This window comes from Metabacillus niabensis, from assembly GCF_020524345.1.
Taxonomy (GTDB): domain Bacteria; phylum Bacillota; class Bacilli; order Bacillales; family Bacillaceae; genus Metabacillus; species Metabacillus niabensis_B.
In genome coordinates, this window is sequence record NZ_JAIVLH010000019.1 from 61,764 (window position 1) to 82,218 (window position 20,455).

A 20,455-nucleotide genomic window follows, 5' to 3' on the forward strand; every position below is an offset into this window, starting at 1 on the left:
CCCGTCCAAATTTTTAAAGAAACGTATTTCTATCAAATCCTTTGAATCTGCACATTTAGGTAATTATAAATAGAAAAATTGAATGGGCCTTGCACAACAGCTTTTCCATAAAGCATATGATAAGTTGACATTTTATGTTTGAGGAGGACAATCATGTACACGTATAATCCCACCTATCAATATGCTCCATTTCATAATGGGTATCATCGGAATACAAATGATAAAAGGCTCTTAAAGGATATTCAGAAAGCGATCAATGCAGAATACAGTGCCATTTCTTGTTATGAAAAATTAGCTAAATTGGCACCTAACCAGGAGGTAAAAAAGCAGATTTTAGAGATACAAAAAGATGAGAGACGACATCTTGAAGAGTTCAGTAGAATTTACACGAATGTCACAGGTAAACAGCCAACCTATAAAATCAGTGAAGAATGTCCAGGAAAGTTTACAGAAGGAATTGAATTTGCATTTAAAGATGAGCAGGAAGCTGTTGATTTTTATTTAGATATTGCTGATCAAGCTCAAGATCCTTTTATTAAAGAAAGGTTCAGACGAGCTGCAGCTGATGAGCAAAATCATGCTGTTTGGTTTTTATTTTTTTTACAAAAAATAAATAAGAAATTAGATAGACAAGGTGAAAATTACGGTGCAAAAGGGGCTTTGAGTGCATCAACACTGACCTTACCCAGTATGCTAACCTATGCTCTTCAAGATGAATATTTAGCACAGGCACGTTATATAAACATATTAGAAACATTCGGAAATATCCGCACATTTGCCCGAATAAAAGAAGCGGAATTGAGGCATATAGGTGCATTATTACCACTTTTTGAACGTTATCAAGTGTCTATTCCAGAAGATAATTCAACCTCATATGTAACAACACCTCCAAATATAAAGTCAGCCTATTCTGCTGGTGTTAAAGGAGAAATTGATAATATTTCTATGTATGAGAAATTCATATCACAAGATATTCCTAATGATGTGAAAGCAGTCTTTACACAGCTACGCAATGCTTCGTTAAATCATCTAGAAGCATTTAAAAGAGGGCAAGCCAGAAAGTAGGAGTTTCATATCTCAGGAAAGGATCATGTGGAGTGTATTCCTATTAATAAAAGTATTCAAAGTTAAAGTATCATTTTATATATGAAGGAGAAGGGTACAAGTTGTACTCTTCTTTTTGAACCTTCAGGTTGGAATCATGTTTTATTAAAAGTAAGATGGAAAAAATAAATATGAGGTGTTGACAATATACCCCTAGTGGTATATTATGAATCTTGTAAGTTGTTCCTTGCTATAAACAAAGGAGGAGCTTTTAAGCATGGTGATCGTCAGTTTATTTGCGCTAACAATTATCAGCTATTTCTTATTTTTAAGAAGTTTTCCCGTTTTTGGATTAGTTGATATTGAAAAGAAAAAAATAGAGTCAAACAATTTTTATGTAATAGATTTAAGGGATTATAACGAATCATATAAAGATCCTTTGAATACAGGAATGAATATTCCAATAGCTTACCTTAAAAGATACTACAATGAAATTCCCAATCTTGAATTAATTGTCGTAGCCTCGAATTGTAAGGAAAGAAATATTGGAGTTCGAATTCTTCGTAAGAAGGGATTTAAGGTAGTGGGATACAAGATGACAACTCGCAAAGAAATAGCAAAGGAAAAACATTTAAGATCAGGTATTTTGTGTTAAAGGAGGTCTTGTAGATGGAGTATACTGATCAAATGAAAAATAGAGTAAAGCGTATTGAGGGACAACTTAGAGGTATTTTAAGATTGATGGAAGAAGGAAAAGATTGTAAAGAAGTTATCACACAGTTATCTGCAGCAAGAACGGCAATTGATCGAACAATTGGTGTTGTTGTTAGTTCGAATTTAGTAGAATGTGTTCGATATGCAGAAGAAACCGGAGAACACAACACAGAAGAATTAGTGAATGAAGCCGTAAATTTACTTGTTAAAAGTCGATAATGAATGGGTTGACATCATCTTTTATTTACATTATTATATACCCGTAGGGGTAATTGTATAAATGAAAAACTAGGAGGATTTTAAATGAATATAGATAAAGTATTAGATGCAAAAGGTTTAGCATGTCCAATGCCGATTGTTAAAACGAAAAAGGCTATGAATGAACTAGAGTCAGGTCAAATCTTAGAAATTCATGTAACAGATAAAGGGGCAAAAAATGATTTAACAGCTTGGGCTAAATCTGGTGGTCATGAGTTTTTAAAGCATGAGGAAGAAGATCAAGTGTTAAAGTTTTGGATTAAAAAGAGATAAAAAAATTTTTTGCCGATTTTATACCCATAGGGGTAAGAGGAGGAATTACTTTGACAGAAAAGAAAAAAACAACGATTGTATTATTCAGTGGGGATTATGACAAAGCGATGGCAGCTTATATTATTGCGAACGGTGCAGCTGCTTATGATCATGAAGTAACCATCTTTCACACATTTTGGGGATTAAATGCTTTACGTAAAGATGAAAATATCCAAGTGAAGAAAGGGTTTATGGAAAAGATGTTTGGCAAAATGATGCCTAGAGGAGCAGAAAAGATGGGATTGTCTAAAATGAACTTTGCCGGATTTGGTCCTAAAATGATCAAAGACGTGATGAAGAAGCACAATGCCATGCCTCTTTCAAATTTAATTGAAATGGCACAAGAACAAGAAGTTAAATTAGTAGCATGTACGATGACGATGGACTTACTTGGTCTTCAACAAGAAGAACTATTAGACAACATTGACTATGCAGGTGTTGCAGCATACCTCGCGGACGCAGAAGAAGGAAATGTGAACTTATTTATCTAACACGAATAGGGGAATACTCCCCTAAGTATGCAGGGAGGAGACCAATGGAATACTTGAACTATATCGTCATTGCTTTTTTCATATTTTTCATCCTGAACAGGATCATTCCTACTAAAGGAGTTAGACAGATCTCGACATCAGAATTGAACAATGAATTGAAAGATAAAAATAAGCAGTTTGTGGATGTGAGAACACCTGGTGAATATAATGGTCATCGCATTAAGGAATTTAAAAATATTCCGCTTCATGAACTGAGTCAAAAAGCTAAAAAAGAATTATCAAAAGAAAAAGAAGTAATTGTCATTTGTCAAAGTGGGATGAGAAGTCAAAAGGCTAGTAAGATACTTAAAAAATTAGGTTTTACACATGTTACAAATGTAAAGGGCGGTATGAGCGCCTGGAGATAAAAGGAGGATTTTGAATTGAAACAATTTACTGCAAAAGAAGTCGAAAACATGCTAACTCAAGGTCAAAATCTAAACATCATTGATGTGAGAGAAGTAGAAGAGGTGGAAGATGGGAAAATACATGGTGCCATTCATATTCCTTTAGGATTATTGGAGTTTCGTATGAATGAGTTAGATAAATCGAAAGAATATATAATGGTATGCCGCTCTGGCGGAAGAAGTGGTCGAGCTTGTCAATTTCTTGAGAGTTATGGCTTTAATGTGATCAATATGACTGGTGGAATGCTTGACTGGGAAGGCGAAACAAACTAATTTTTTAAATATAAATATACCTCATTGGGTAATTAGGAGGAACTTAATAGATGAACTCAATTAATACAGATTTATTAGTAGATGCAAAAGGATTAGCATGTCCAATGCCGATTGTTAGAACAAAGAAAGCGATGAATGAAATCGAGGCAGGACAGGTCTTAGAAGTTCAAGCAACAGATAAAGGGTCAAAGGCGGATCTCCAAGCTTGGGCGAAAAGCTCTGGACATCAATATCTGGGTACGCTTGAAGAAGGGGATGTTCTTAAGCACTATCTGCGTAAATCTTCAGATGAAGAAATGGTTGAAACAAAACATCCACATGTAACAACTAACGAAGAACTTGAGAAAAAACTAGATGCTGGAGAAAACATTGTTGTAATAGATGTAAGAGAATCTGCAGAATATGCATTTAATCATATTCCAAACGCAATTTCGATTCCGTTAGGAAAATTGGATAAACATATTAGTGAATTGGATAAAGAACATGACATTTATATCGTATGTCGAACTGGTAGCCGTAGTGATCTCGCATCTCAGAAACTGGCTGAAAAAGGTTTTACAAAAGTAAATAATGTTGTACCAGGTATGAGTGCTTGGTCAGGTCTAACGTCTACATTGAATAAATAAGTAAAAATTTTTTTAAAATAAAATATACCTTAGGGGGTAATTTAGAATGGGTGTAAAAGCAATGACTTCAAAAGAAGTAACAAGAAAGGTCTTTGATAAAGAAGCATTATTTATTCTTGATGTTCGTAATGAAGCTGATTTTCAGGATTGGAAGATAGAAGGAGAAAACGTTGGTTATTTAAACATCCCATATTTTGAATTACTTGATGGTGTTGAAGAAATTTTAGGTAGTATTCCTACTGATAGAGAAGTTCTAGTTGTGTGTGCGAAAGAAGGCTCTTCTATCATGGTAGCAGAAATGCTTTCAGAACAAGGTGTGGATGTTTCTTATTTACAAGGTGGTATGAAGGCTTGGAGTGAACACTTAGAGCCTGTGAAAATCGGCGATCTAAGAGATGGTGGGGAAATTTATCAGTTTGTTCGTATCGGAAAAGGCTGTTTATCATACATGATTGTTTCAAATGGAGAAGCGGCAATTATTGATTCAACTCGTATGACTGCTACCTATCTGGATTTTGCAAAAGAGATTGGTGCAACCATTACTCATGTATTTGATACTCATCTTCATGCTGATCATATTTCAGGAGGTCGCATCATCGCTGAAACTACTGGTGCAACATACTGGCTGCCGCCAAAAGATGCAACTGAGGTAACATTCGAATATAGCCCGCTAGAAGGCGGCAATACAGTGACAATCGGAAATACAGCCATTGATATTGATGCTTTATATTCTCCAGGTCACACAATTGGTTCAACATCATTTGTTGTTGATTCATCTTACCTTTTATCAGGAGATATTCTCTTTATCGATTCAATTGGAAGACCGGATTTAGCAGGGATGGCTGAAGATTGGGTTGCAGATTTAAGAGAGAGTTTATATACACGCTATAGAGAATTATCAGAGGAACTAATTGTTTTACCTGCTCACTTTATGATCATTGAAGAGTTAAATGAAGATGGAAGTGTAGCTAAAAAGTTAGGAACGTTATTTGCAGAAAATCATGGCTTAAATATCGAAGACGAAAATGAATTTAGAAAGCTGGTAACTGAAAATTTACCACCACAACCAAATGCATATCAAGAAATTCGTGAAACAAATATGGGGAAAATCACTCCGAATGAAGAAGAGCAGCGAGAAATGGAAATCGGGCCAAACCGTTGTGCGGTTCGTTAATTTATACAAAAAGGCTGAAATATAAAGGGAACCGAGTGTGGTTCCCTTTTCTAAACCGGAGGTAGGAAACATGGATTTAGGGTTTATGATTACAATTTTTCTAATAGGATTTATTGGTTCATATATTTCAGGAATGTTAGGTATAGGCGGTTCTATTATTAAATATCCTATGCTATTATATATCCCGCCACTTTTTGGTTTAGCAGCCTTTAGTGCTCATGAGGTTTCAGGCATTAGCGCGGTACAAGTATTTTTTGCGACTATCGGTGGTGTTTGGGCATATCGAAAAGGCGGATATTTAAATAAAACCTTAATAGGCTACATGGGAGTTAGCATTCTCATAGGAAGCTTTATTGGAGGATATGGTTCAAAATTAATGTCCGAAGAAGGCATTAATTTAATTTATGGAATGTTAGCTTTCATTGCTGCTGTGATGATGTTTATTCCTAAAAAGGGAATCGACGACATTCCACTCGATAAAGTGAAATTTAATAAATGGCTGGCAGCTATACTAGCCTTAATCGTTGGTTTAGGGGCAGGAATCGTAGGGGCTGCAGGAGCGTTTTTACTAGTCCCAATTATGCTAGTTGTACTTAAAATTCCTACTAGAATGACAATCGCTTCATCTCTCGCAATTACGTTTATTTCTTCCATTGGTGCAACTGTAGGGAAGATAACGACTGGGCAGGTTGATTACGGTCCGGCAGCGATAATGGTTATTGCAAGTTTAATTGCATCCCCACTTGGGGCAATGGCGGGTAAGAAGGTCAATACAAAAGTTTTACAAGTTATTTTGGCCTTATTAATTTTTGCAACGGCTATTAAAATATGGGTGGAGATCATTTAGAAGTGCTAGAATAAATAAACTCGTGAAATTAAAAAACTCCACACCCTCAGTTTAATGAGGAACAGTGGAGTTTTTTATGCCTTATTTCTTTTCCCTTTTTTAGTTAACTTGAACGTTTGCAGTGTATCATTATGATGAATCGGTATCAGTTTACTTTTTGACACACCAATTTGCTGCGAGGTATAGATACCTGTGTGCCCAGAGAATAAATAGCTAATAATACAAACTAGAAATAAATACAAGCTGGCTTCTGATCCGAAAAGTTCAATACCCATGATAAAGCATGCGATTGGTGTATTTGTTGCTCCGCAGAAAACTCCGATAAAACCTAAAGCGGCCAGGAACGGAATGGATACTTGCAAGATGTCACCTAGTGTACTACCAAGTGTTGATCCGATAGCAAATAATGGTGTCACCTCACCACCTTGAAAACCTGCTCCTAAGGTAAGAGAAGTAAAGAGTAGTTTTGTGATAAAGGTAAAAGGTGAGACCTCTCCTTCAAACGCATCATCAATAAGTGGGATCCCTAAGCCAAGATATTTCCTCGTTCCCACAATATACACGAGCCCAATAATCATAAGTCCCCCAATAAAGCTTTTTAACATCGGATTGGGAAACAATTTTGTATACTGTTTCTTTAACCACTGAGTGAGTTCTGAAAAAAGTGTGCTTGTTAGACCGAATAAAATGGCAGCAAATATAATTTTTAGTAATAAAAGTGCTGACAATAAAGGGATTGCGCCAATTTCATAATGATGATGACCAACTCCCCATACAGTGGTCGTTGCAATATCACCTACAAATGCAGCAATAAAAGCCGGGAAAATTGCTTCATGTCTAATTAAACCTAGTGCCAGCACTTCTAAGCCAAATACAGTACCGGCTAAAGGTGTACCAAAAACAGAACCAAATCCACTGCTGATCCCACAAATAATGATTATTTTTCGGTCAACTTCATCTAATTTAAATAGTTTTCCTACAAGTTCGGAGAAAGCTCCACCCATCTGAACAGCCGTACCCTCACGCCCGGCAGAACCACCAAACAGGTGAGTAACGATCGTTCCAAATAACACTAAAGGAGCCATTCGAAACGGAATGCTTTCCTTTGCACCATGTGCCTGCTCAATTAGGAGGTTATTCCCTTTTGCAGAATTCAGCCCATATTTCCAATACAAAAAGCTGACAAGCATTCCCCCAAACGGAAGGAAAAAAAGAAACCAGGAATAAGTCTCACGGGTTTCAGCAGCCCACTCCAAACTCACCAAGAAAAAGGCAGAAGCAGTACCCGCAAGCAAACCGACCAATCCTGCTAAAACCGCCCATTTTATAAGAAAGAAAAATAAATACAAATATATGTTTTGAGTCTTGGACATACAAGTCTCCTTTCATTGTTTGGATATGGTGGAACAGGGGGACAGGTTCCTCGTCCCAAAGGGACAGAGAACCTGTCCCTCCGTCCCTATTGTCTTGATGGAAGAAGCATAACAGCGACACCTACAAGACAAATACCTGCACCGATCCAATCGAATTTATCTGGTGTCTGTTTATCAACTCCCCATCCCCATAGCACAGATAGGATGATAAAAACTCCACCATAAGCAGCGTACACTCTTCCGAAAGAAGGGAAGGATTGAAATGTGGCAATTACACCGTATAAGGCTAAGGCTAATGCTCCACTCAAACCGAAATAGAAGGGCTTTCCTTCTCGTAACCATAGCCATATAAGGTATCCGCCACCAATTTCGGCTAAGCCTGCAAGTAAAAATATTAAAATAGTCATAAACACTATCACTCCAAATGACTTTCTTCTATTAATGTACCACAAGAATGGAACGGGGGGACAGGTCCTCTGTCCCACTTGGGACGAGGGACCTGTCCCCCCGTTTCTTCCCGTTCCTTGACAACAGAGAAATACCTTGATACAATAAATCTCGAATTAACAATAAATGAATTAAAGATATAAGATTTAATACTATAAGGTCTGGGTATAATTTAGTATGACCCGACTTTTATAGGTAAACAACAAGAGAGAACAGGTGGGGTGAGTATGGGTTTTTTATCAAAGCTATTTAAAAATGATTCCAAAAAGGAGATGGAAAGTATGTCAAATGTGAAACTTGCGGTTATTTATTACAGTTCTTCAGGTACCAACTATCAATTAGCTCAGTGGGCAGAGGAAGGAGCAAAAGAAGCTGGTGCTGAAGTTAAAGTGTTAAAAGTACCGGAAACTGCGCCACAATCAGCCATTGAATCGAATCCAGCTTGGAAAAAGCATCATGAAGAAACAAAGAATGTTCCTGAAGTAACATTGGAAGATCTTGAGTGGGCAGATGCTATTATCTTTAGTGTACCAACACGCTTTGGTAACATGCCATCACAAATGAAAGCATTCCTGGATACAACCGGTGGTTTATGGTTTAATGGAAAGCTTGTCAATAAAGTAGTAAGTGCTATGGCTTCTGCACAAAATCCGCACGGTGGACAAGAAGCAACTATTTTATCTTTATATACAACGATGTATCATTGGGGAGCACTTGTAGCAGCTCCTGGCTATACAGATCCTGTAACATTTGCGGCCGGTGGAAATCCATACGGAACAAGTGTAACCGTTGATCAGGATGGCAACATGATTGAAGATGTTCAAGCTGCTGTTAAGCATCAGGCGAAACGTACAGTTTCAGTAGCGGAAATGGTGAAAAAAAGCCATAATTAAGTGAAAATAAATGAAAGTGAAAGGGACTATCCCACATACAGGATATATTGATATTACTTCCTGACATTTGGGGTAGTCCTTTTTTTGAAAGGAAGGAAACATCATGTCGTTTCATAAATATCCAACTACTTTTGTATCTAAGCTTAGCTTAAAAGTATTAGATCTGGATCGATCTTTAGCGTTTTACCAGGAAATAATAGGATTCCAAATTCTTGAGCAATCAGAGAAAAGGGCTATTTTAACAGCAGACGGAAAAACAGCACTTTTAGAGATTGAACAACCCGCTGATGTGATTCCAAAACAACCGCGAACAACAGGTTTATATCACTTCGCATTATTACTTCCATCGCGCTCTGATTTAGGAAGTGTGTTAAAACATCTACTGAAAGTTAAGTATCCATTACAAGGTGGATCTGATCATCTTGTTAGTGAAGCACTTTATTTAGCAGATCCTGATGGAAATGGGATTGAAATATATGTTGACCGCTCTCCATCACTGTGGAACTGGAATAATGGTGAAGTAGAAATGTCAACAGACCCGATTGATGTAGAAGGGTTATTGGCGAGTGGCAGGGATGAATGGAGTAAGCTTCCTGAAGGTACAGTAATGGGACATATTCATCTGCATGTGTCAGAGCTTGAAAAAACTAAAGAATTCTACTGCAAAGGACTCGGATTTGAAGTGGTTTGCAACTATGGTAATCAAGCATTATTTATTTCAACAGGAAGATATCATCATCATATCGGATTAAATGTTTGGAATGGCATCGGTGCACCACAGCCTTCTGAGAAGAGTGTTGGTCTAATGGATTATACAATCGTATATCCAAGTGAGATTGAAAGGGACCATGTCACTCAAAAATTACAGCAATTAGGCTTTGATGTAACAAGAAATGATAAGGTGATCATCACAGCAGATCCTTCTGGGAATAAAATCCGTCTCACCGTTAATTAACCGTATTAAAAAGTCTCCTCTTTACACAAAATAAAATAGGACGTAAAGGAGGAAGACGCATTTGACACAAACGAAATTGAAATCAGATGTAATATCTTTGCTTCAGGATAAGATTCGACTTATTAGAACGCAAAAGGGTGCCATTTATTTAGTAGGGCCAATTCGACTTCCTGTTAACTTGTTTGAAGAGACGACTGTATTTCACTGGTATTGCTGGTTAAATTGTGATGAAGTCACAGAAAACTATGAGAAGATAATTGAAAAGCTCTCTAGCATCAATTTAGCAGAGCTTCAGCAATCAAGCGTTTTAGTGTACGGGAACTTTGAAGATGAAGAAGAAGCACTTATTAGAATGCATTCTATTTGTCATACAGGTGATATTTTTGGCAGTAAGCGATGTGATTGCGGATTTCAATTGAAGCAATCGATGAAAATGATTGTTGATCATGGAACAGGTGCTTTATTTTATCTGGCAAATCATGAAGGTAGAGGAATTGGTTTGTTTAGTAAAGCAATGGCTTATATCCTTCAGGAGAATGGCTATGATACCGTAGAAGCAAACGAAAACCTTGGGTTTGTTGATGACTCAAGAAATTATGAGGATGCCATACATGTACTAAAAGCGTTGCGTTCAAAACCAGTTACTCTTATAACAAATAATCCAAAAAAGCTAGAAGCATTGAAAAAATCAGGACTATATGTTTCAGAACGAAAACCGTTGTGGGGAGACCGGTCTGAGTTTAACGAAAAGTACTTGCAAACGAAGATAACAAGATCAGGTCATTTTAGTCAAGATACTACTTGTACAAATGATTAGAGAGGTAAAGGGCAGTTTTTCAAATCTGTCCTTTTTTGTCGTTAGGAAACTATAAAATTCTTTGAACGGTGGATAAGTGTGCTACGTCCAGCTCCGAAGCACAGGATGTGCAAGTGCAGTTTTTGCGACAGGATGTCGCGCTTTTAAACTGCCAGCGCCTAGCCACAAATGAATTGAAGACAAAGATCGTCCTCTATTCATTTGCGTCTTATTTGCCCGAGGCTGATCAAGGCGCTTGCGCTTTTGTTCCTGTGTTAAAATAAACTAGGTACCATATATTGAGGGGGATAAAACATGCGCAAAAGAAACATTCTAATGTTCGCCTTGCTGGGTGGTATGTTATCAGGATGCGCCAGTACAGAGGAACATAATGCATCTCATGGTCAACATGATGGTCATGAAGTGGTGAATGATATACGAGAGGAAACAGCGGGTATAGAGGTATTGCCTACTTTCTTAAATGAGAAAACAGAAGATATGCAAACAATCTACCAAGCTGCTGCAGGACATAAAGAGTTGGTGGAAAAAATGCCTTGTTATTGTGGATGCGGTGAAACTGCAAACCATACAAGTAATTATGATTGTTTTGTTAATGAAAATAAAGAAAACGGAGCTATTGTTTGGGACGACCATGGAACGAAGTGTGGAGTGTGTTTAGAAATCGCGGCACAATCGATTGTGGATTACCAAGAAGGAAAAACGATAAAAGAAATACGAACTAAAATCGATAACATGTATAAAGAGGGCTATGCCGAACCGACCCCAACTCCCGAAATCTAAAACGTTACATGTATAAATATTCCATACACTAATGATACGCCTTAATCCCTTGGAATAGAGGAGTTATGGTGTTTTCTTTGTCTCAAGGATAAATTAGTTTCATAGCCGCCGATAAATTGCCCGAATTCAACTTAGTTGTACACTGCTTATTAAGTAAAATCCATACAAAAAGATTGCTCTAGACCCACCCGTTTTCAGTTTGATATTATAGTCAAGGCAAATGAGAGTAGGAGGACATGTGGAGTGGAAGAGCAAAAATATAGTGATCTTAAATTAGGAGAGCGCGGGGCAATAATCAGTATAGTCGCCTATATTTGTCTTTCTGTCTTAAAATTGATTATTGGATATATGAGTAATTCAGCTGCGTTAAGAGCAGATGGTTTAAATAATACAACAGATATCATTGCATCTATTGCAGTGTTAATAGGACTCAAGCTTTCACAAAGACCTCCTGATGAAAATCATCGATATGGCCACTGGAAAAGTGAAACAATCGCCTCAATGGTTGCCTCCTTTATTATGGCAACTGTCGGACTTCAGGTATTAATTGATGCATGTATCGGATTAGTTCAAGGAAGAGATGAATCTCCTGATGTAATGGCAGCATATGTAGGTGTTTTTTCGGCAATCGTCATGTATTTTGTCTATCTATATAATAAAAAATTAGCGGAGAAAATTAATAGTAAGGCTGTTATGGCAGCTGCAAAAGATAATATCTCTGATGCATGGGTAAGTATAGGAACTGCCATAGGAATCTTTGGATCCCAGCTTAACATGCCGTGGATTGATACGGTAACAGCTATTATTGTAGGATTATTAATCTGCAAAACAGCATTTGAAATATTTATGCAGGCTTCACACGACTTATCAGATGGATTTGATGAAAAAAAATTACTTCTTTATGACGAACAAATTAGAAAAGTTGATGGTGTCAAAGGCATAAAGCAGATCAAAGGAAGAAGTTACGGCAACAACGAAGTGGTTGATGTTGTGATCTTAGTAAATTCCAGACTCGATATCACGGAAGCCCACGATATAGCTACTCAAGTGGAAAAAGTAATGAGAAATGATTACGGAGTTTATGATGTCCATGTTCATGTTGAGCCGAATTAAATGATATAGAAAAGGAGCTAACAACAATCTGTTAGCTCCTTTCTATTATTTCTCTGCTAAAACATATTTTTCAATCGCATGTGCAACACCGTGTTCATTGTTTGTAAGTGTTACAACATCTGCCATTTTTTTAATCGTAGGGTCACCATTGCCCATTGCAACTGATAAACCTGCTGCTTCAAGCATCGGGACATCATTAAAGTTATCTCCGATTGCCACAGTGTCTTCGATAGGAATATTAAAGTATTCTGCCATCACACGGATACCGTTTCCTTTGTGACCGTTCGTGTCCATGATTTCGATATTGTATGGACCGGAAGTTGTGATGGAAATGCCCTCAAGATCTTGTAGAGATGCAATTAAATCATCTTTACCAGAGATCGTCGGAATAAAGAATTTTTGAACGGTAATGTCTTCGATGCTAAGTACTTCCTTAACATCTTCAAATATTTTAATACTATCGGTTTCTTTTGGTTGCTCTGTCATAAGCTTATACTCTTTTTCAGTGAGATGATTCAGCACATCTTTATTCTTCTCTAAGAAAGAAAGTATCCGTTCAGACCATGTAGAGGCCACAAAAATTCCTTTATTTGAATAAATTTTAAATGGGTATTGTTTTTCATTAAGAATGGCTGTAACACTCTCAACTAAATCCTTCCCGATGGAAATTTGGCTTAAAAGTTTACCATCGGCAATAACCATTGTTCCGTTACTGCCTGCAACCGGACATTGAAGAGGTGTCTTGCTGATAACAGTTTTAATATCCTCCGGAGCACGACCGGAACAAATCATCACGATGTGACCAGCATCTTGAGCTGCTTGAATAGCATTGATATTTTCAGGAGAAATATCAATGTTGGAAGATAACAAAGTTCCGTCGAGGTCTATTGCAATAAGTTTTTTCATTATCATTACTCCTTTATAAAAACGTCTCTATGTAATTCAAACCTTTACTCAATTATCTATTATGACATATTTTTCACAAATCCATTAGAAAAACGTTTGAAAAACGACTAAAAATGACAAAAGCTTTTTCTTTTTAGAAAAAAAAGATATACTTGCACGGAGAAGACTTAATTTGGGGGTAGTTTAATATGGTTCGTTTCGGTATTATCGGAACAAATTGGATAACAGAAAGCTTTATTCAAGCGGCTAGTAAGGTAGAACAGTTTTCACTTACAGCTGTTTATTCGAGAAGTAGTGACAAAGCTTTAGAGTTTGCTGATAAATATGGCGCTGAACATACATATACTGACTTATACGAATTTGTAAAAAGTCCCGAATTTGATGCTGTCTATATTGCAAGCCCGAATTCATTGCATGCATCACAAGCTGTTCTTTGTATGCAAAACGGAAAGCACGTTATCTGCGAAAAACCTATCGCTTCAAATGCAGATGAAGTAAGGAAGATGATTGCAGCTGCTAAGGAAAATAATGTTGTTTTAATGGAAGCCTTAAAAACAACACAATTACCTAATTTCCTTGCTATAAAAGAAAATTTACATAAGATCGGGAAGGTAAGACGATATTTTGCAAGCTACTGCCAGTATTCTTCCCGCTATGATAAATACAAGGAAGGTACTGTGTTAAATGCTTTTAAACCAGAGTTCTCGAATGGAGCATTAATGGATATTGGTATTTATTGTGTGTATCCTGCTGTAGCATTATTCGGAGAGCCAAATGAAGTAAAAGCATCCAGCTATATGCTAGAATCCGGTGTAGATGGAGAAGGGAGTTTGCTTCTTTCATATGATGAAATGGATGCTGTTATCATGTATTCGAAAATAACGAATTCTTATGTTCCTTCTGAGATACAAGGGGAGAACGGCAGTATCATCATTGATAAAATTCATACCCCGGAAAGTGTGAAAATACAGTACAAAGACGGCACAGTTGAAGATATCACAAGAGAACAAGTGTCAGAGAGTATGTATTATGAAGCTAAGGAATTTATTTCATTAGTCTCAGAAAATATTCAGCAATCTGAGTTAAACTCTCACCAAAATTCACTCATTACTGCTAGAATTTTAGAAACAGCTCGTAAGCAAGTTGGGCTAGTTTATCCGGCAGACCAAAAATAAAGCAAAAAGGACAGTTCCAAATACGGAACTGTCCTTTCGTTTTAATAAGTAAGAAAGTTTACATTTTGTACTTAGTGATGGTGTTCAGCTCCAGCACATAGCCCCTCGAGGTCAAAAGCAGCAAATGAATTGAAGACAAAGAACATCTTCTATTCATTTGCGTCTTATTTGCCCGAGGCTGATCAAGGTGCTTGCGCTTTTCTTAATAAGGATCTGCTTCGTGCCCTTTTTTTACAGCATCTTCAGTTGCTTCATTTGCAGCTAATGTCCCTTGGCCATATCGTGATTGACCTGATTCACGACCGGGCGCTTTATCAAGCTCCACATCTTTCATTTCTTTCATTTTGCTCATTTTCATTTCGATGCCTTCCTTCACACGACGACCATAATCTTCATCCGCTTGTGTAAAGTGTTCGATCATTGCATCCTGAATTTTTTTATCACAAATGGCTAGTGCATCCGATAAGTTTTTAATTAATTCATCACGTTCCCAATCTTCAAGGCTGCGGTAGGTATGGCCTGCTTGACCGTAGTTGTTAGGACGGTCAATTGGTGAAGTCATCGCCGCTGCATTATACGTTGGACGGTGTGGTGCACGGCCTTCGGTGCTTGCTTCCTTAAAGCCTCCGAGCATGGATGGCTCATAATTAATATGAGGGTTAGGGCCTGATTCTGCAGGATCACGTACATCCATTTGTCCTCGCTGTTGATTTGTATGAACAGGTGATTTTGGCGCATTCACAGGTAATTTCAGATAATTTGCTCCAACACGATAGCGTTGCGTATCAGAGTAAGAGAAGGTACGACCTTGTAACATCTTATCATCTGAAAAGTCCATTCCGTCAACAAGAACCCCTGTACCGAAAGCAGCTTGCTCAATCTCTGCATGGAAGTCCTTTGGATTACGATCAAGTACCATGCGTCCGACAGGCAACCATGGAAACTTATCTTCAGGCCATAGCTTTGTATCATCAAGAGGATCAAAGTCGAGCTCAGGATGGTAATCATCCTCCATTATTTGAACAAAAAGCTCCCATTCCGGATAATCACCACGCTCAATGGCTTCATATAAATCCTGTGTTGCATGGCCAACGTTTTTAGCTTGAATGGAATCAGCTTCTTCTTGAGTTAAATTTCGGATTCCCTGCTTGGGCTCCCAGTGATATTTGACCAGTACGGCTTTACCCTCTGCATTCACCCATTTATATGTATTGACACCAGAACCTTGCATATGACGGTATGTAGCAGGAATACCCCATGGAGAAAACAAGAATGTAATCATATGAGTTGCTTCAGGAGTGCGGGATACAAAATCAAACATACGCTCAGGATTTGGAACGTTTGAAGCCGGATCAGCTTTGAACGCGTGAATCATATCAGGGAATTTCATCGCATCACGAATAAAGAAAATTTTTAAATTGTTCCCAACAAGATCCCAGTTTCCATCCTCTGTATACATTTTCACAGCAAAGCCGCGTGGATCGCGTGCTGTTTCAGGTGAATCCTTTGCTCCTGCCACTGTAGAGAAGCGGACCATTAATGGAGTTTTTTTACCTGCTCCGGAAAAAACTTTTGCACGTGTATACTTTTCAACCGGTTCATCTCCTACTTTTCCATAGGTTTCAAAATACCCGAAAGCTCCAGATCCGCGTGCATGTACGACACGCTCTGGTACTTCTTCCCGGTCAAAGTGGGAAATCTTTTCAATAAAATGATAATTTTCAAGCGTTGCCGGCCCACGATCACCAATTGTTCGGATGTTTTGATTATCAAAGACAGGGTGGCCTTGTCGAGTTGTTAACGTTTCACCAGATTCATTATTTTTTACGTTACCTTCATTTAAATCTCCAAATTCTTCATTATGGTCTTTTTTCAATGGTTTGCCTCCTAATAGAAAATAAAGGATCATTTACATTTATTTGCTATGGAGACTAAAATTATACAAAATCTTACGGATGTATTTCATTATCATTGTATGAATTTCTTTTCACTGCAGACAATAGAAGGTGAGAAAACAGTAAATAGAAAAGAGGGTTTGTTTAATGGCAGAAAGAGATAGTCATAAAAATCAGCAGAAGAAAATGAAAAAAGCCAGTGATGCGATTAATACGGATAAAGACTTTGGAAATGACATGGCTGAAAGAAAGCACAATGAAAAAAGATCAAATTAATCATCTTTTTTTAGAAAAAGACCCCAAGATTCAATCTGAGGTCTTTTTCGTTGTATAAATTAGACAATAAAGCTTTTAATAGCAGTGTGTAAATCTTTCAGATAATATGTATTAGGATTAATAGGAAGGCTGTTTAACACCTTCGCATGATGAGGGGAAACGCCTATAATATAAGATTTTGTCCCTATTACTTTAAGTTCTAAAACTAAGTTGCGCAGGGCTCGAATTCCTTCATTTGTAATATCACCAATTCCATGAAAGTCAATAAGAATCTTCTCGATTTGCTTGTTGCAAATTGTTTCTAGGATCCGTTTGTGATTTTTATTAACCAATTCAATATTTAACTCACCGATAAGGGGGACAAGAACCATCCCTTCAGCAAGATCAATCATTGGAACAGATAATTCCAGGATTCTTTCAATAGACTGTTCAAGTTGTTCCTTTTTTTGTAATAATTCAATATTGGTGTCTGACAAACGTTTCCTATGTTGTTCAACAGCATCAATCAGTTCTTGAATCCGTTCATCTTGCTCGATACATACAATATGGCCAAGCTTGTTTTGCCAATTGATTTGTATTTGGTAAAGACCATAGGGAGAATTTTTCATGTTCATAACAAGCTCTGTAGTAACAAAAGTAGCTGATGTGAGCATTCGTCTGGCCTTTTTTTGACTTTCACGATCAACTATATCTAAAAAACTGTCAGATTTATTGAATGTTTCAAGTGCAATATCAGAGGCATCAATAATGTGAAAGTCTTGATTAATCGTAAAATATGGAAGTGGAATATGCTTTATTGCTGACATGTTGAATACCTCCTTAAATCGAGTATTGCTTTATCCATTCTTGAAGATCAGACAATGATGTAAATAATGTTGTTCGACTTGAAACGTAGGGAGAAAAATCATAGTCCCCTAAAAGACGACCCCCGACAATAACAGCTGGTTTATGGGGAAGTTCTTCTAATGCTTTACTATATGTAGTTAAGAGTTCTGCATGATACCAAATTGAAAATGAGAGTCCAATCACATCCGGTTCCCATTTTTCAGCAAAACTGATAGCTTCTTCTAACGGTAAATTTGGTCCTAGTAATCTAGTATTCCACCCATTCTCTTCGAATAGCTGGGCGACCATTTTGATACCAAGATCATGCAGTTCCTTTTCAAGGCATAACAACATGACTTTTCTTGGTTCAACCTGGTGGAACCGATGGGTGTTTTTCATATGGAAATCAAATCGAACCAGAATATATTCGCATGTAGATGTTGCAAGATGTTCATCTGCAACAGTAATTTCATCCTTTTCCCATAACTTACCAATATATTGCATTGCTTTTGTTATTAGGTTTTCTAGTACATCTTTTCGACTTATATCATGGCCGACTTCGTTCATCACGATGTTCCAGGCAGCATCTTGGTTCCCTTTCAGGAGTGAATCGGCAAATTCATGAACCGTGCATGTCATGTTCTCACCTCACTACAAAGGAATTTTTGTACGCAAGCGAAGTTTTGCAAAAATAATCGCTAATCCTTATTTTAACATATCTATCGTTAGCCTGTTTAAAAACTAACACATTGGGAGGAAAGTACTGAAGGATGGCGGATAAAGTCATCATACAGTCTTTATTTATCTAACTATGTGGAAAAAGGACCAACAGATCAGAACGAAGAGCTAATTCACAAACAGCTAATTATTACAATTTTCAGAACTCCTGCGGTATAATAAAAAAATAGAGACAAGCATATTATGTTATATAGATAAAAGACAAGCTATTTAGCTAAATTGGGGGAATCGTATGACAGAAATACCAATGGAAGTACAAAAACAAATAAAGAAACACCAGGGTTTATCAAAGACCAAAATATTGAAACGTGCACTCTTTATATTTATTGGTGCCGTCTTAATGGGAGTTGGACTTGAGATCTTTTTAGTTCCCAATCAAGTTATTGATGGTGGTATTGTTGGCATCTCAATTATTCTCTCTCACTTACTTGGAATGAAACTGGGATTATTTATCTTTATCTTAAATATTCCGTTTTTCTTTATAGGATATAAACAAATTGGAAAAACCTTTGCTCTTTCGACTTTATTTGGAATTGCGATATTATCCATTACAACAGCACTCTTGCATCCTGTACCGGCATTTACAGAGGATGTTCTTCTTGCAACAGTATTTGGCGGGATTATATTAGGTGTTGGTGTTGGAATTGTTATTCGATATGGCGGGTCACTTGATGGTACAGAGATTTTAGCTATTCTGGCAAATAAAAAGCTTCCATTTTCTGTTGGGGAAATTATTATGTTTTTTAATATTTTTATTCTTGGAAGTGCAGGTTTTGTGTTTGGCTGGAATAGAGCTATGTACTCATTGATTGCCTATTTCGTTGCATTCAAGACAATTGATGTTGTGATTGAGGGGCTTGATGAATCAAAGTCTGCTTGGATCATAAGTGAGCAATATCAGGAAATTGGGGATGCCATTATTGCCAGGTTAGGTCGCGGGGTCACATATCTTAATGGTGAAGGTGCCTATACGGGTGATAATAAAAAAGTTATATTCTGTGTGATTACACGTCTTGAAGAAGCAAAGTTAAAATCAATTGTAGAAGACTTAGATGAGTCAGCCTTTTTAGCAGTAGCAAACATAGCAGAAGTAAGAGGCGGTAGGTTTAAGAAAAAAGATATACACTAAAACTTGTGGCAGCTTCACAGGTTTTTTTTGTGGCTTCACATATATTTCCTTATGTCTTTTCATACCTATTACTAATGGACAGGAAGTACAAGTTCTTACTAAAGGGTGTGAAGGGATGGAAAACGTCATCTTAGATGTATTAGATTGGTTAACAAATCTCGGGTATGCAGGAATAGCGATTGGATTAATGCTTGAGGTGATTCCGAGTGAAATTGTATTAGGATATGGCGGTTATATGATTGTGCTTGGGAAAATTGGGTTTTTAGGTGCCTTGCTTGCAGGTGTTATTGGAGGAACGATTGCACAACTGTTTTTGTACTGGATCGGAAGTTTAGGAGGGAGACCATTTCTTGAAAAGTACGGAAAATACTTGTTTATTAAAAAACACCATATCGAACTATCCGAATTATGGTTTGAAAAATACGGATCCGGTGTTATTTTTGGTGCAAGATTTATACCGGTAGTAAGGCATGCCATTAGCATACCAGCGGGAATTTCAAAGATGTCACTTTGGAAATTCACTCTGTATACGATCGCGGCGATGATACCATGGACAATCTTTTTCTTGTATTTAGGTATTGAGCTCGGGAGCAATTGGATGTATATAAAAGAAGCGGCTAAACCGTATTTTATTCCAATAGTCTGTACGGCACTCATGCTTGGCGCGGTTTATTACTTAGTTAAGAAATTCAAACAACCAAGATCAAACTAAAATACATAAAGTGAGACTTCCATCAATTGAGATTTTCTTCATCCACATTGATGGTTAGCGAGACTTATCACGCTCAAAATGCCACATCATGTGGCTTCACCTGACTTGGACGTCAATCGTTCGTCGGATCTTTACGGGCAGTTTCTCCCACTTATCCTTCTGTGTTTCTCTCAAATCTTTCGTTAAGATGGGATAAAGATAATGCTTAGTGGAAGAATGTTAATGAAACGATTGAT

The 20,455-nt window shown here is 37.3% G+C and carries 25 protein-coding genes; 19 read left to right on the forward strand and 6 right to left on the reverse strand.

The genetic code is table 11. The annotated features are described in order from the left end of the window. Positions 1-153: 153 nt before the first annotated feature. The 10 genes from LC095_RS19450 to LC095_RS19495 all read left to right on the forward strand — a co-directional run bounded on the left by LC095_RS19450 (position 154) and on the right by LC095_RS19495 (position 6,185). The gene (locus tag LC095_RS19450; RefSeq protein WP_226529738.1) at positions 154-1,065 is read left to right on the forward strand and encodes a ferritin family protein; all 912 of its coding nucleotides are present in this window, start codon (positions 154-156) and stop codon (positions 1,063-1,065) included. A gap of 259 nt (positions 1,066-1,324) precedes the next feature. Next, positions 1,325-1,699 carry a hypothetical protein gene (locus tag LC095_RS19455; protein ID WP_226529739.1) on the forward strand — a complete coding sequence of 125 codons (375 nt, stop codon included), beginning with the start codon at positions 1,325-1,327 and terminating at the stop codon, positions 1,697-1,699. A gap of 14 nt (positions 1,700-1,713) precedes the next feature. Next, positions 1,714-1,977 (forward strand): metal-sensitive transcriptional regulator, encoded by a 264-nt coding sequence (locus LC095_RS19460; RefSeq protein ID WP_226529740.1) that lies wholly within the window; start codon positions 1,714-1,716, stop codon positions 1,975-1,977. Between the two features lie 84 nt (positions 1,978-2,061). Beyond that, on the forward strand, positions 2,062-2,289 hold the full coding sequence (locus LC095_RS19465; protein WP_226529741.1) for a sulfurtransferase TusA family protein: 228 nt from the start codon (positions 2,062-2,064) through the stop codon (positions 2,287-2,289). 50 nt (positions 2,290-2,339) lie between these two features. Next, positions 2,340-2,819 (forward strand): DsrE/DsrF/DrsH-like family protein, encoded by a 480-nt coding sequence (locus LC095_RS19470; protein ID WP_078435516.1) that lies wholly within the window; start codon positions 2,340-2,342, stop codon positions 2,817-2,819. Positions 2,820-2,863: 44 nt separating this feature from the next. Next, entirely contained in the window at positions 2,864-3,226 is a 363-nt protein-coding gene (locus LC095_RS19475; protein ID WP_226529742.1) for a rhodanese-like domain-containing protein, read from the forward strand. A gap of 15 nt (positions 3,227-3,241) precedes the next feature. After that, on the forward strand, positions 3,242-3,538 hold the full coding sequence (locus LC095_RS19480) for a rhodanese-like domain-containing protein (RefSeq protein ID WP_226529743.1): 297 nt from the start codon (positions 3,242-3,244) through the stop codon (positions 3,536-3,538). Between the two features lie 50 nt (positions 3,539-3,588). Further along, positions 3,589-4,164 (forward strand): sulfurtransferase TusA family protein, encoded by a 576-nt coding sequence (locus LC095_RS19485; protein ID WP_226529744.1) that lies wholly within the window; start codon positions 3,589-3,591, stop codon positions 4,162-4,164. 46 nt (positions 4,165-4,210) lie between these two features. Further along, the gene (locus LC095_RS19490; protein WP_226529745.1) at positions 4,211-5,338 is read left to right on the forward strand and encodes an MBL fold metallo-hydrolase; all 1,128 of its coding nucleotides are present in this window, start codon (positions 4,211-4,213) and stop codon (positions 5,336-5,338) included. Positions 5,339-5,408: 70 nt separating this feature from the next. Next, a complete protein-coding gene (locus LC095_RS19495) occupies positions 5,409-6,185 on the forward strand; it encodes a sulfite exporter TauE/SafE family protein (protein WP_226529746.1) in 777 nt (258 codons plus the stop codon). Between the two features lie 74 nt (positions 6,186-6,259). On the opposite strand, the gene LC095_RS19500 is transcribed toward LC095_RS19495, so the two are convergent. Both LC095_RS19500 and LC095_RS19505 read right to left on the reverse strand, forming a co-directional pair. Continuing rightward, positions 6,260-7,558 carry a voltage-gated chloride channel family protein gene (locus LC095_RS19500; RefSeq protein ID WP_226529747.1) on the reverse strand — a complete coding sequence of 433 codons (1,299 nt, stop codon included), beginning with the start codon at positions 7,556-7,558 and terminating at the stop codon, positions 6,260-6,262. An 86-nt stretch (positions 7,559-7,644) separates the two neighbouring features. Then, the gene (locus tag LC095_RS19505) at positions 7,645-7,965 is read right to left on the reverse strand and encodes a YnfA family protein (RefSeq protein WP_226529748.1); all 321 of its coding nucleotides are present in this window, start codon (positions 7,963-7,965) and stop codon (positions 7,645-7,647) included. A 267-nt stretch (positions 7,966-8,232) separates the two neighbouring features. Between LC095_RS19505 and wrbA the strand changes: the two genes are divergently transcribed. From wrbA to LC095_RS19530, 5 genes are all read left to right on the forward strand, one after another. Further along, positions 8,233-8,898, forward strand: coding sequence for an NAD(P)H:quinone oxidoreductase (wrbA, locus tag LC095_RS19510; protein ID WP_226529749.1), 666 nt, complete (start codon positions 8,233-8,235; stop codon positions 8,896-8,898). Between the two features lie 103 nt (positions 8,899-9,001). After that, a complete protein-coding gene (locus LC095_RS19515) occupies positions 9,002-9,853 on the forward strand; it encodes a VOC family protein (protein WP_226529750.1) in 852 nt (283 codons plus the stop codon). Positions 9,854-9,914: 61 nt separating this feature from the next. Next, positions 9,915-10,670 (forward strand): GTP cyclohydrolase II, encoded by a 756-nt coding sequence (locus LC095_RS19520; RefSeq protein WP_226529751.1) that lies wholly within the window; start codon positions 9,915-9,917, stop codon positions 10,668-10,670. Positions 10,671-10,964: 294 nt separating this feature from the next. Then, a complete protein-coding gene (locus LC095_RS19525; RefSeq protein WP_226529752.1) occupies positions 10,965-11,450 on the forward strand; it encodes a PCYCGC domain-containing protein in 486 nt (161 codons plus the stop codon). Between the two features lie 243 nt (positions 11,451-11,693). Continuing rightward, positions 11,694-12,563, forward strand: a complete 870-nt coding sequence (locus LC095_RS19530; RefSeq protein ID WP_226529753.1) for a cation diffusion facilitator family transporter — start codon at positions 11,694-11,696, stop codon at positions 12,561-12,563. A 45-nt stretch (positions 12,564-12,608) separates the two neighbouring features. On the opposite strand, the gene LC095_RS19535 is transcribed toward LC095_RS19530, so the two are convergent. Continuing rightward, the gene (locus LC095_RS19535; protein WP_226529754.1) at positions 12,609-13,475 is read right to left on the reverse strand and encodes a Cof-type HAD-IIB family hydrolase; all 867 of its coding nucleotides are present in this window, start codon (positions 13,473-13,475) and stop codon (positions 12,609-12,611) included. A 182-nt stretch (positions 13,476-13,657) separates the two neighbouring features. Here LC095_RS19535 and LC095_RS19540 point away from each other — a divergent pair, with 182 nt between their 5' ends. After that, positions 13,658-14,644 carry a Gfo/Idh/MocA family protein gene (locus tag LC095_RS19540; RefSeq protein WP_226529755.1) on the forward strand — a complete coding sequence of 329 codons (987 nt, stop codon included), beginning with the start codon at positions 13,658-13,660 and terminating at the stop codon, positions 14,642-14,644. 202 nt (positions 14,645-14,846) lie between these two features. Here LC095_RS19540 and LC095_RS19545 read toward each other — a convergent pair whose 3' ends face one another. Then, a complete protein-coding gene (locus tag LC095_RS19545) occupies positions 14,847-16,553 on the reverse strand; it encodes a catalase (RefSeq protein WP_413467523.1) in 1,707 nt (568 codons plus the stop codon). A gap of 133 nt (positions 16,554-16,686) precedes the next feature. Between LC095_RS19545 and LC095_RS26920 the strand changes: the two genes are divergently transcribed. Next, positions 16,687-16,815, forward strand: a complete 129-nt coding sequence (locus LC095_RS26920; RefSeq protein ID WP_264196121.1) for a hypothetical protein — start codon at positions 16,687-16,689, stop codon at positions 16,813-16,815. A gap of 59 nt (positions 16,816-16,874) precedes the next feature. On the opposite strand, the gene LC095_RS19550 is transcribed toward LC095_RS26920, so the two are convergent. Both LC095_RS19550 and LC095_RS19555 read right to left on the reverse strand, forming a co-directional pair. Beyond that, on the reverse strand, positions 16,875-17,621 hold the full coding sequence (locus LC095_RS19550; RefSeq protein ID WP_226529757.1) for an STAS domain-containing protein: 747 nt from the start codon (positions 17,619-17,621) through the stop codon (positions 16,875-16,877). Between the two features lie 13 nt (positions 17,622-17,634). Then, positions 17,635-18,279 carry a B12-binding domain-containing protein gene (locus LC095_RS19555; protein WP_226529758.1) on the reverse strand — a complete coding sequence of 215 codons (645 nt, stop codon included), beginning with the start codon at positions 18,277-18,279 and terminating at the stop codon, positions 17,635-17,637. Positions 18,280-18,610: 331 nt separating this feature from the next. On the opposite strand from LC095_RS19555, the gene LC095_RS19560 reads away from it, so the two are divergent. Further along, positions 18,611-19,507 carry a YitT family protein gene (locus tag LC095_RS19560; RefSeq protein WP_226529759.1) on the forward strand — a complete coding sequence of 299 codons (897 nt, stop codon included), beginning with the start codon at positions 18,611-18,613 and terminating at the stop codon, positions 19,505-19,507. 115 nt (positions 19,508-19,622) lie between these two features. Further along, complete coding sequence (locus tag LC095_RS19565) at positions 19,623-20,219, forward strand: DedA family protein (RefSeq protein WP_226529760.1); 597 nt, start codon at positions 19,623-19,625, stop codon at positions 20,217-20,219. Positions 20,220-20,455 lie beyond the last annotated feature (236 nt).

Bases quoted from the DNA above. Each gene is read 5' to 3' on its own strand.
- LC095_RS19465 (WP_226529741.1), top strand. From the start codon at position 2,062: ATGAATATAGATAAAGTATTAGATGCAAAAGGTTTAGCATGTCCAATG.
- LC095_RS19475 (WP_226529742.1), top strand. From the start codon at position 2,864: ATGGAATACTTGAACTATATCGTCATTGCTTTTTTCATATTTTTCATC.
- LC095_RS19555 (WP_226529758.1), bottom strand. From the start codon at position 18,279: ATGACATGCACGGTTCATGAATTTGCCGATTCACTCCTGAAAGGGAAC.
- LC095_RS19545 (WP_413467523.1), bottom strand. From the start codon at position 16,553: ATGATCCTTTATTTTCTATTAGGAGGCAAACCATTGAAAAAAGACCAT.
- LC095_RS19565 (WP_226529760.1), top strand. From the start codon at position 19,623: ATGGAAAACGTCATCTTAGATGTATTAGATTGGTTAACAAATCTCGGG.
- LC095_RS19525 (WP_226529752.1), top strand. From the start codon at position 10,965: ATGCGCAAAAGAAACATTCTAATGTTCGCCTTGCTGGGTGGTATGTTA.
- LC095_RS19500 (WP_226529747.1), bottom strand. From the start codon at position 7,558: ATGTCCAAGACTCAAAACATATATTTGTATTTATTTTTCTTTCTTATA.
- LC095_RS19540 (WP_226529755.1), top strand. From the start codon at position 13,658: ATGGTTCGTTTCGGTATTATCGGAACAAATTGGATAACAGAAAGCTTT.
- LC095_RS19495 (WP_226529746.1), top strand. From the start codon at position 5,409: ATGGATTTAGGGTTTATGATTACAATTTTTCTAATAGGATTTATTGGT.
- LC095_RS26920 (WP_264196121.1), top strand. From the start codon at position 16,687: ATGGCAGAAAGAGATAGTCATAAAAATCAGCAGAAGAAAATGAAAAAA.
- LC095_RS19550 (WP_226529757.1), bottom strand. From the start codon at position 17,621: ATGTCAGCAATAAAGCATATTCCACTTCCATATTTTACGATTAATCAA.
- LC095_RS19485 (WP_226529744.1), top strand. From the start codon at position 3,589: ATGAACTCAATTAATACAGATTTATTAGTAGATGCAAAAGGATTAGCA.
- LC095_RS19460 (WP_226529740.1), top strand. From the start codon at position 1,714: ATGGAGTATACTGATCAAATGAAAAATAGAGTAAAGCGTATTGAGGGA.
- wrbA (WP_226529749.1), top strand. From the start codon at position 8,233: ATGGGTTTTTTATCAAAGCTATTTAAAAATGATTCCAAAAAGGAGATG.
- LC095_RS19450 (WP_226529738.1), top strand. From the start codon at position 154: ATGTACACGTATAATCCCACCTATCAATATGCTCCATTTCATAATGGG.
- LC095_RS19535 (WP_226529754.1), bottom strand. From the start codon at position 13,475: ATGATAATGAAAAAACTTATTGCAATAGACCTCGACGGAACTTTGTTA.
- LC095_RS19505 (WP_226529748.1), bottom strand. From the start codon at position 7,965: ATGACTATTTTAATATTTTTACTTGCAGGCTTAGCCGAAATTGGTGGC.
- LC095_RS19515 (WP_226529750.1), top strand. From the start codon at position 9,002: ATGTCGTTTCATAAATATCCAACTACTTTTGTATCTAAGCTTAGCTTA.
- LC095_RS19560 (WP_226529759.1), top strand. From the start codon at position 18,611: ATGACAGAAATACCAATGGAAGTACAAAAACAAATAAAGAAACACCAG.
- LC095_RS19490 (WP_226529745.1), top strand. From the start codon at position 4,211: ATGGGTGTAAAAGCAATGACTTCAAAAGAAGTAACAAGAAAGGTCTTT.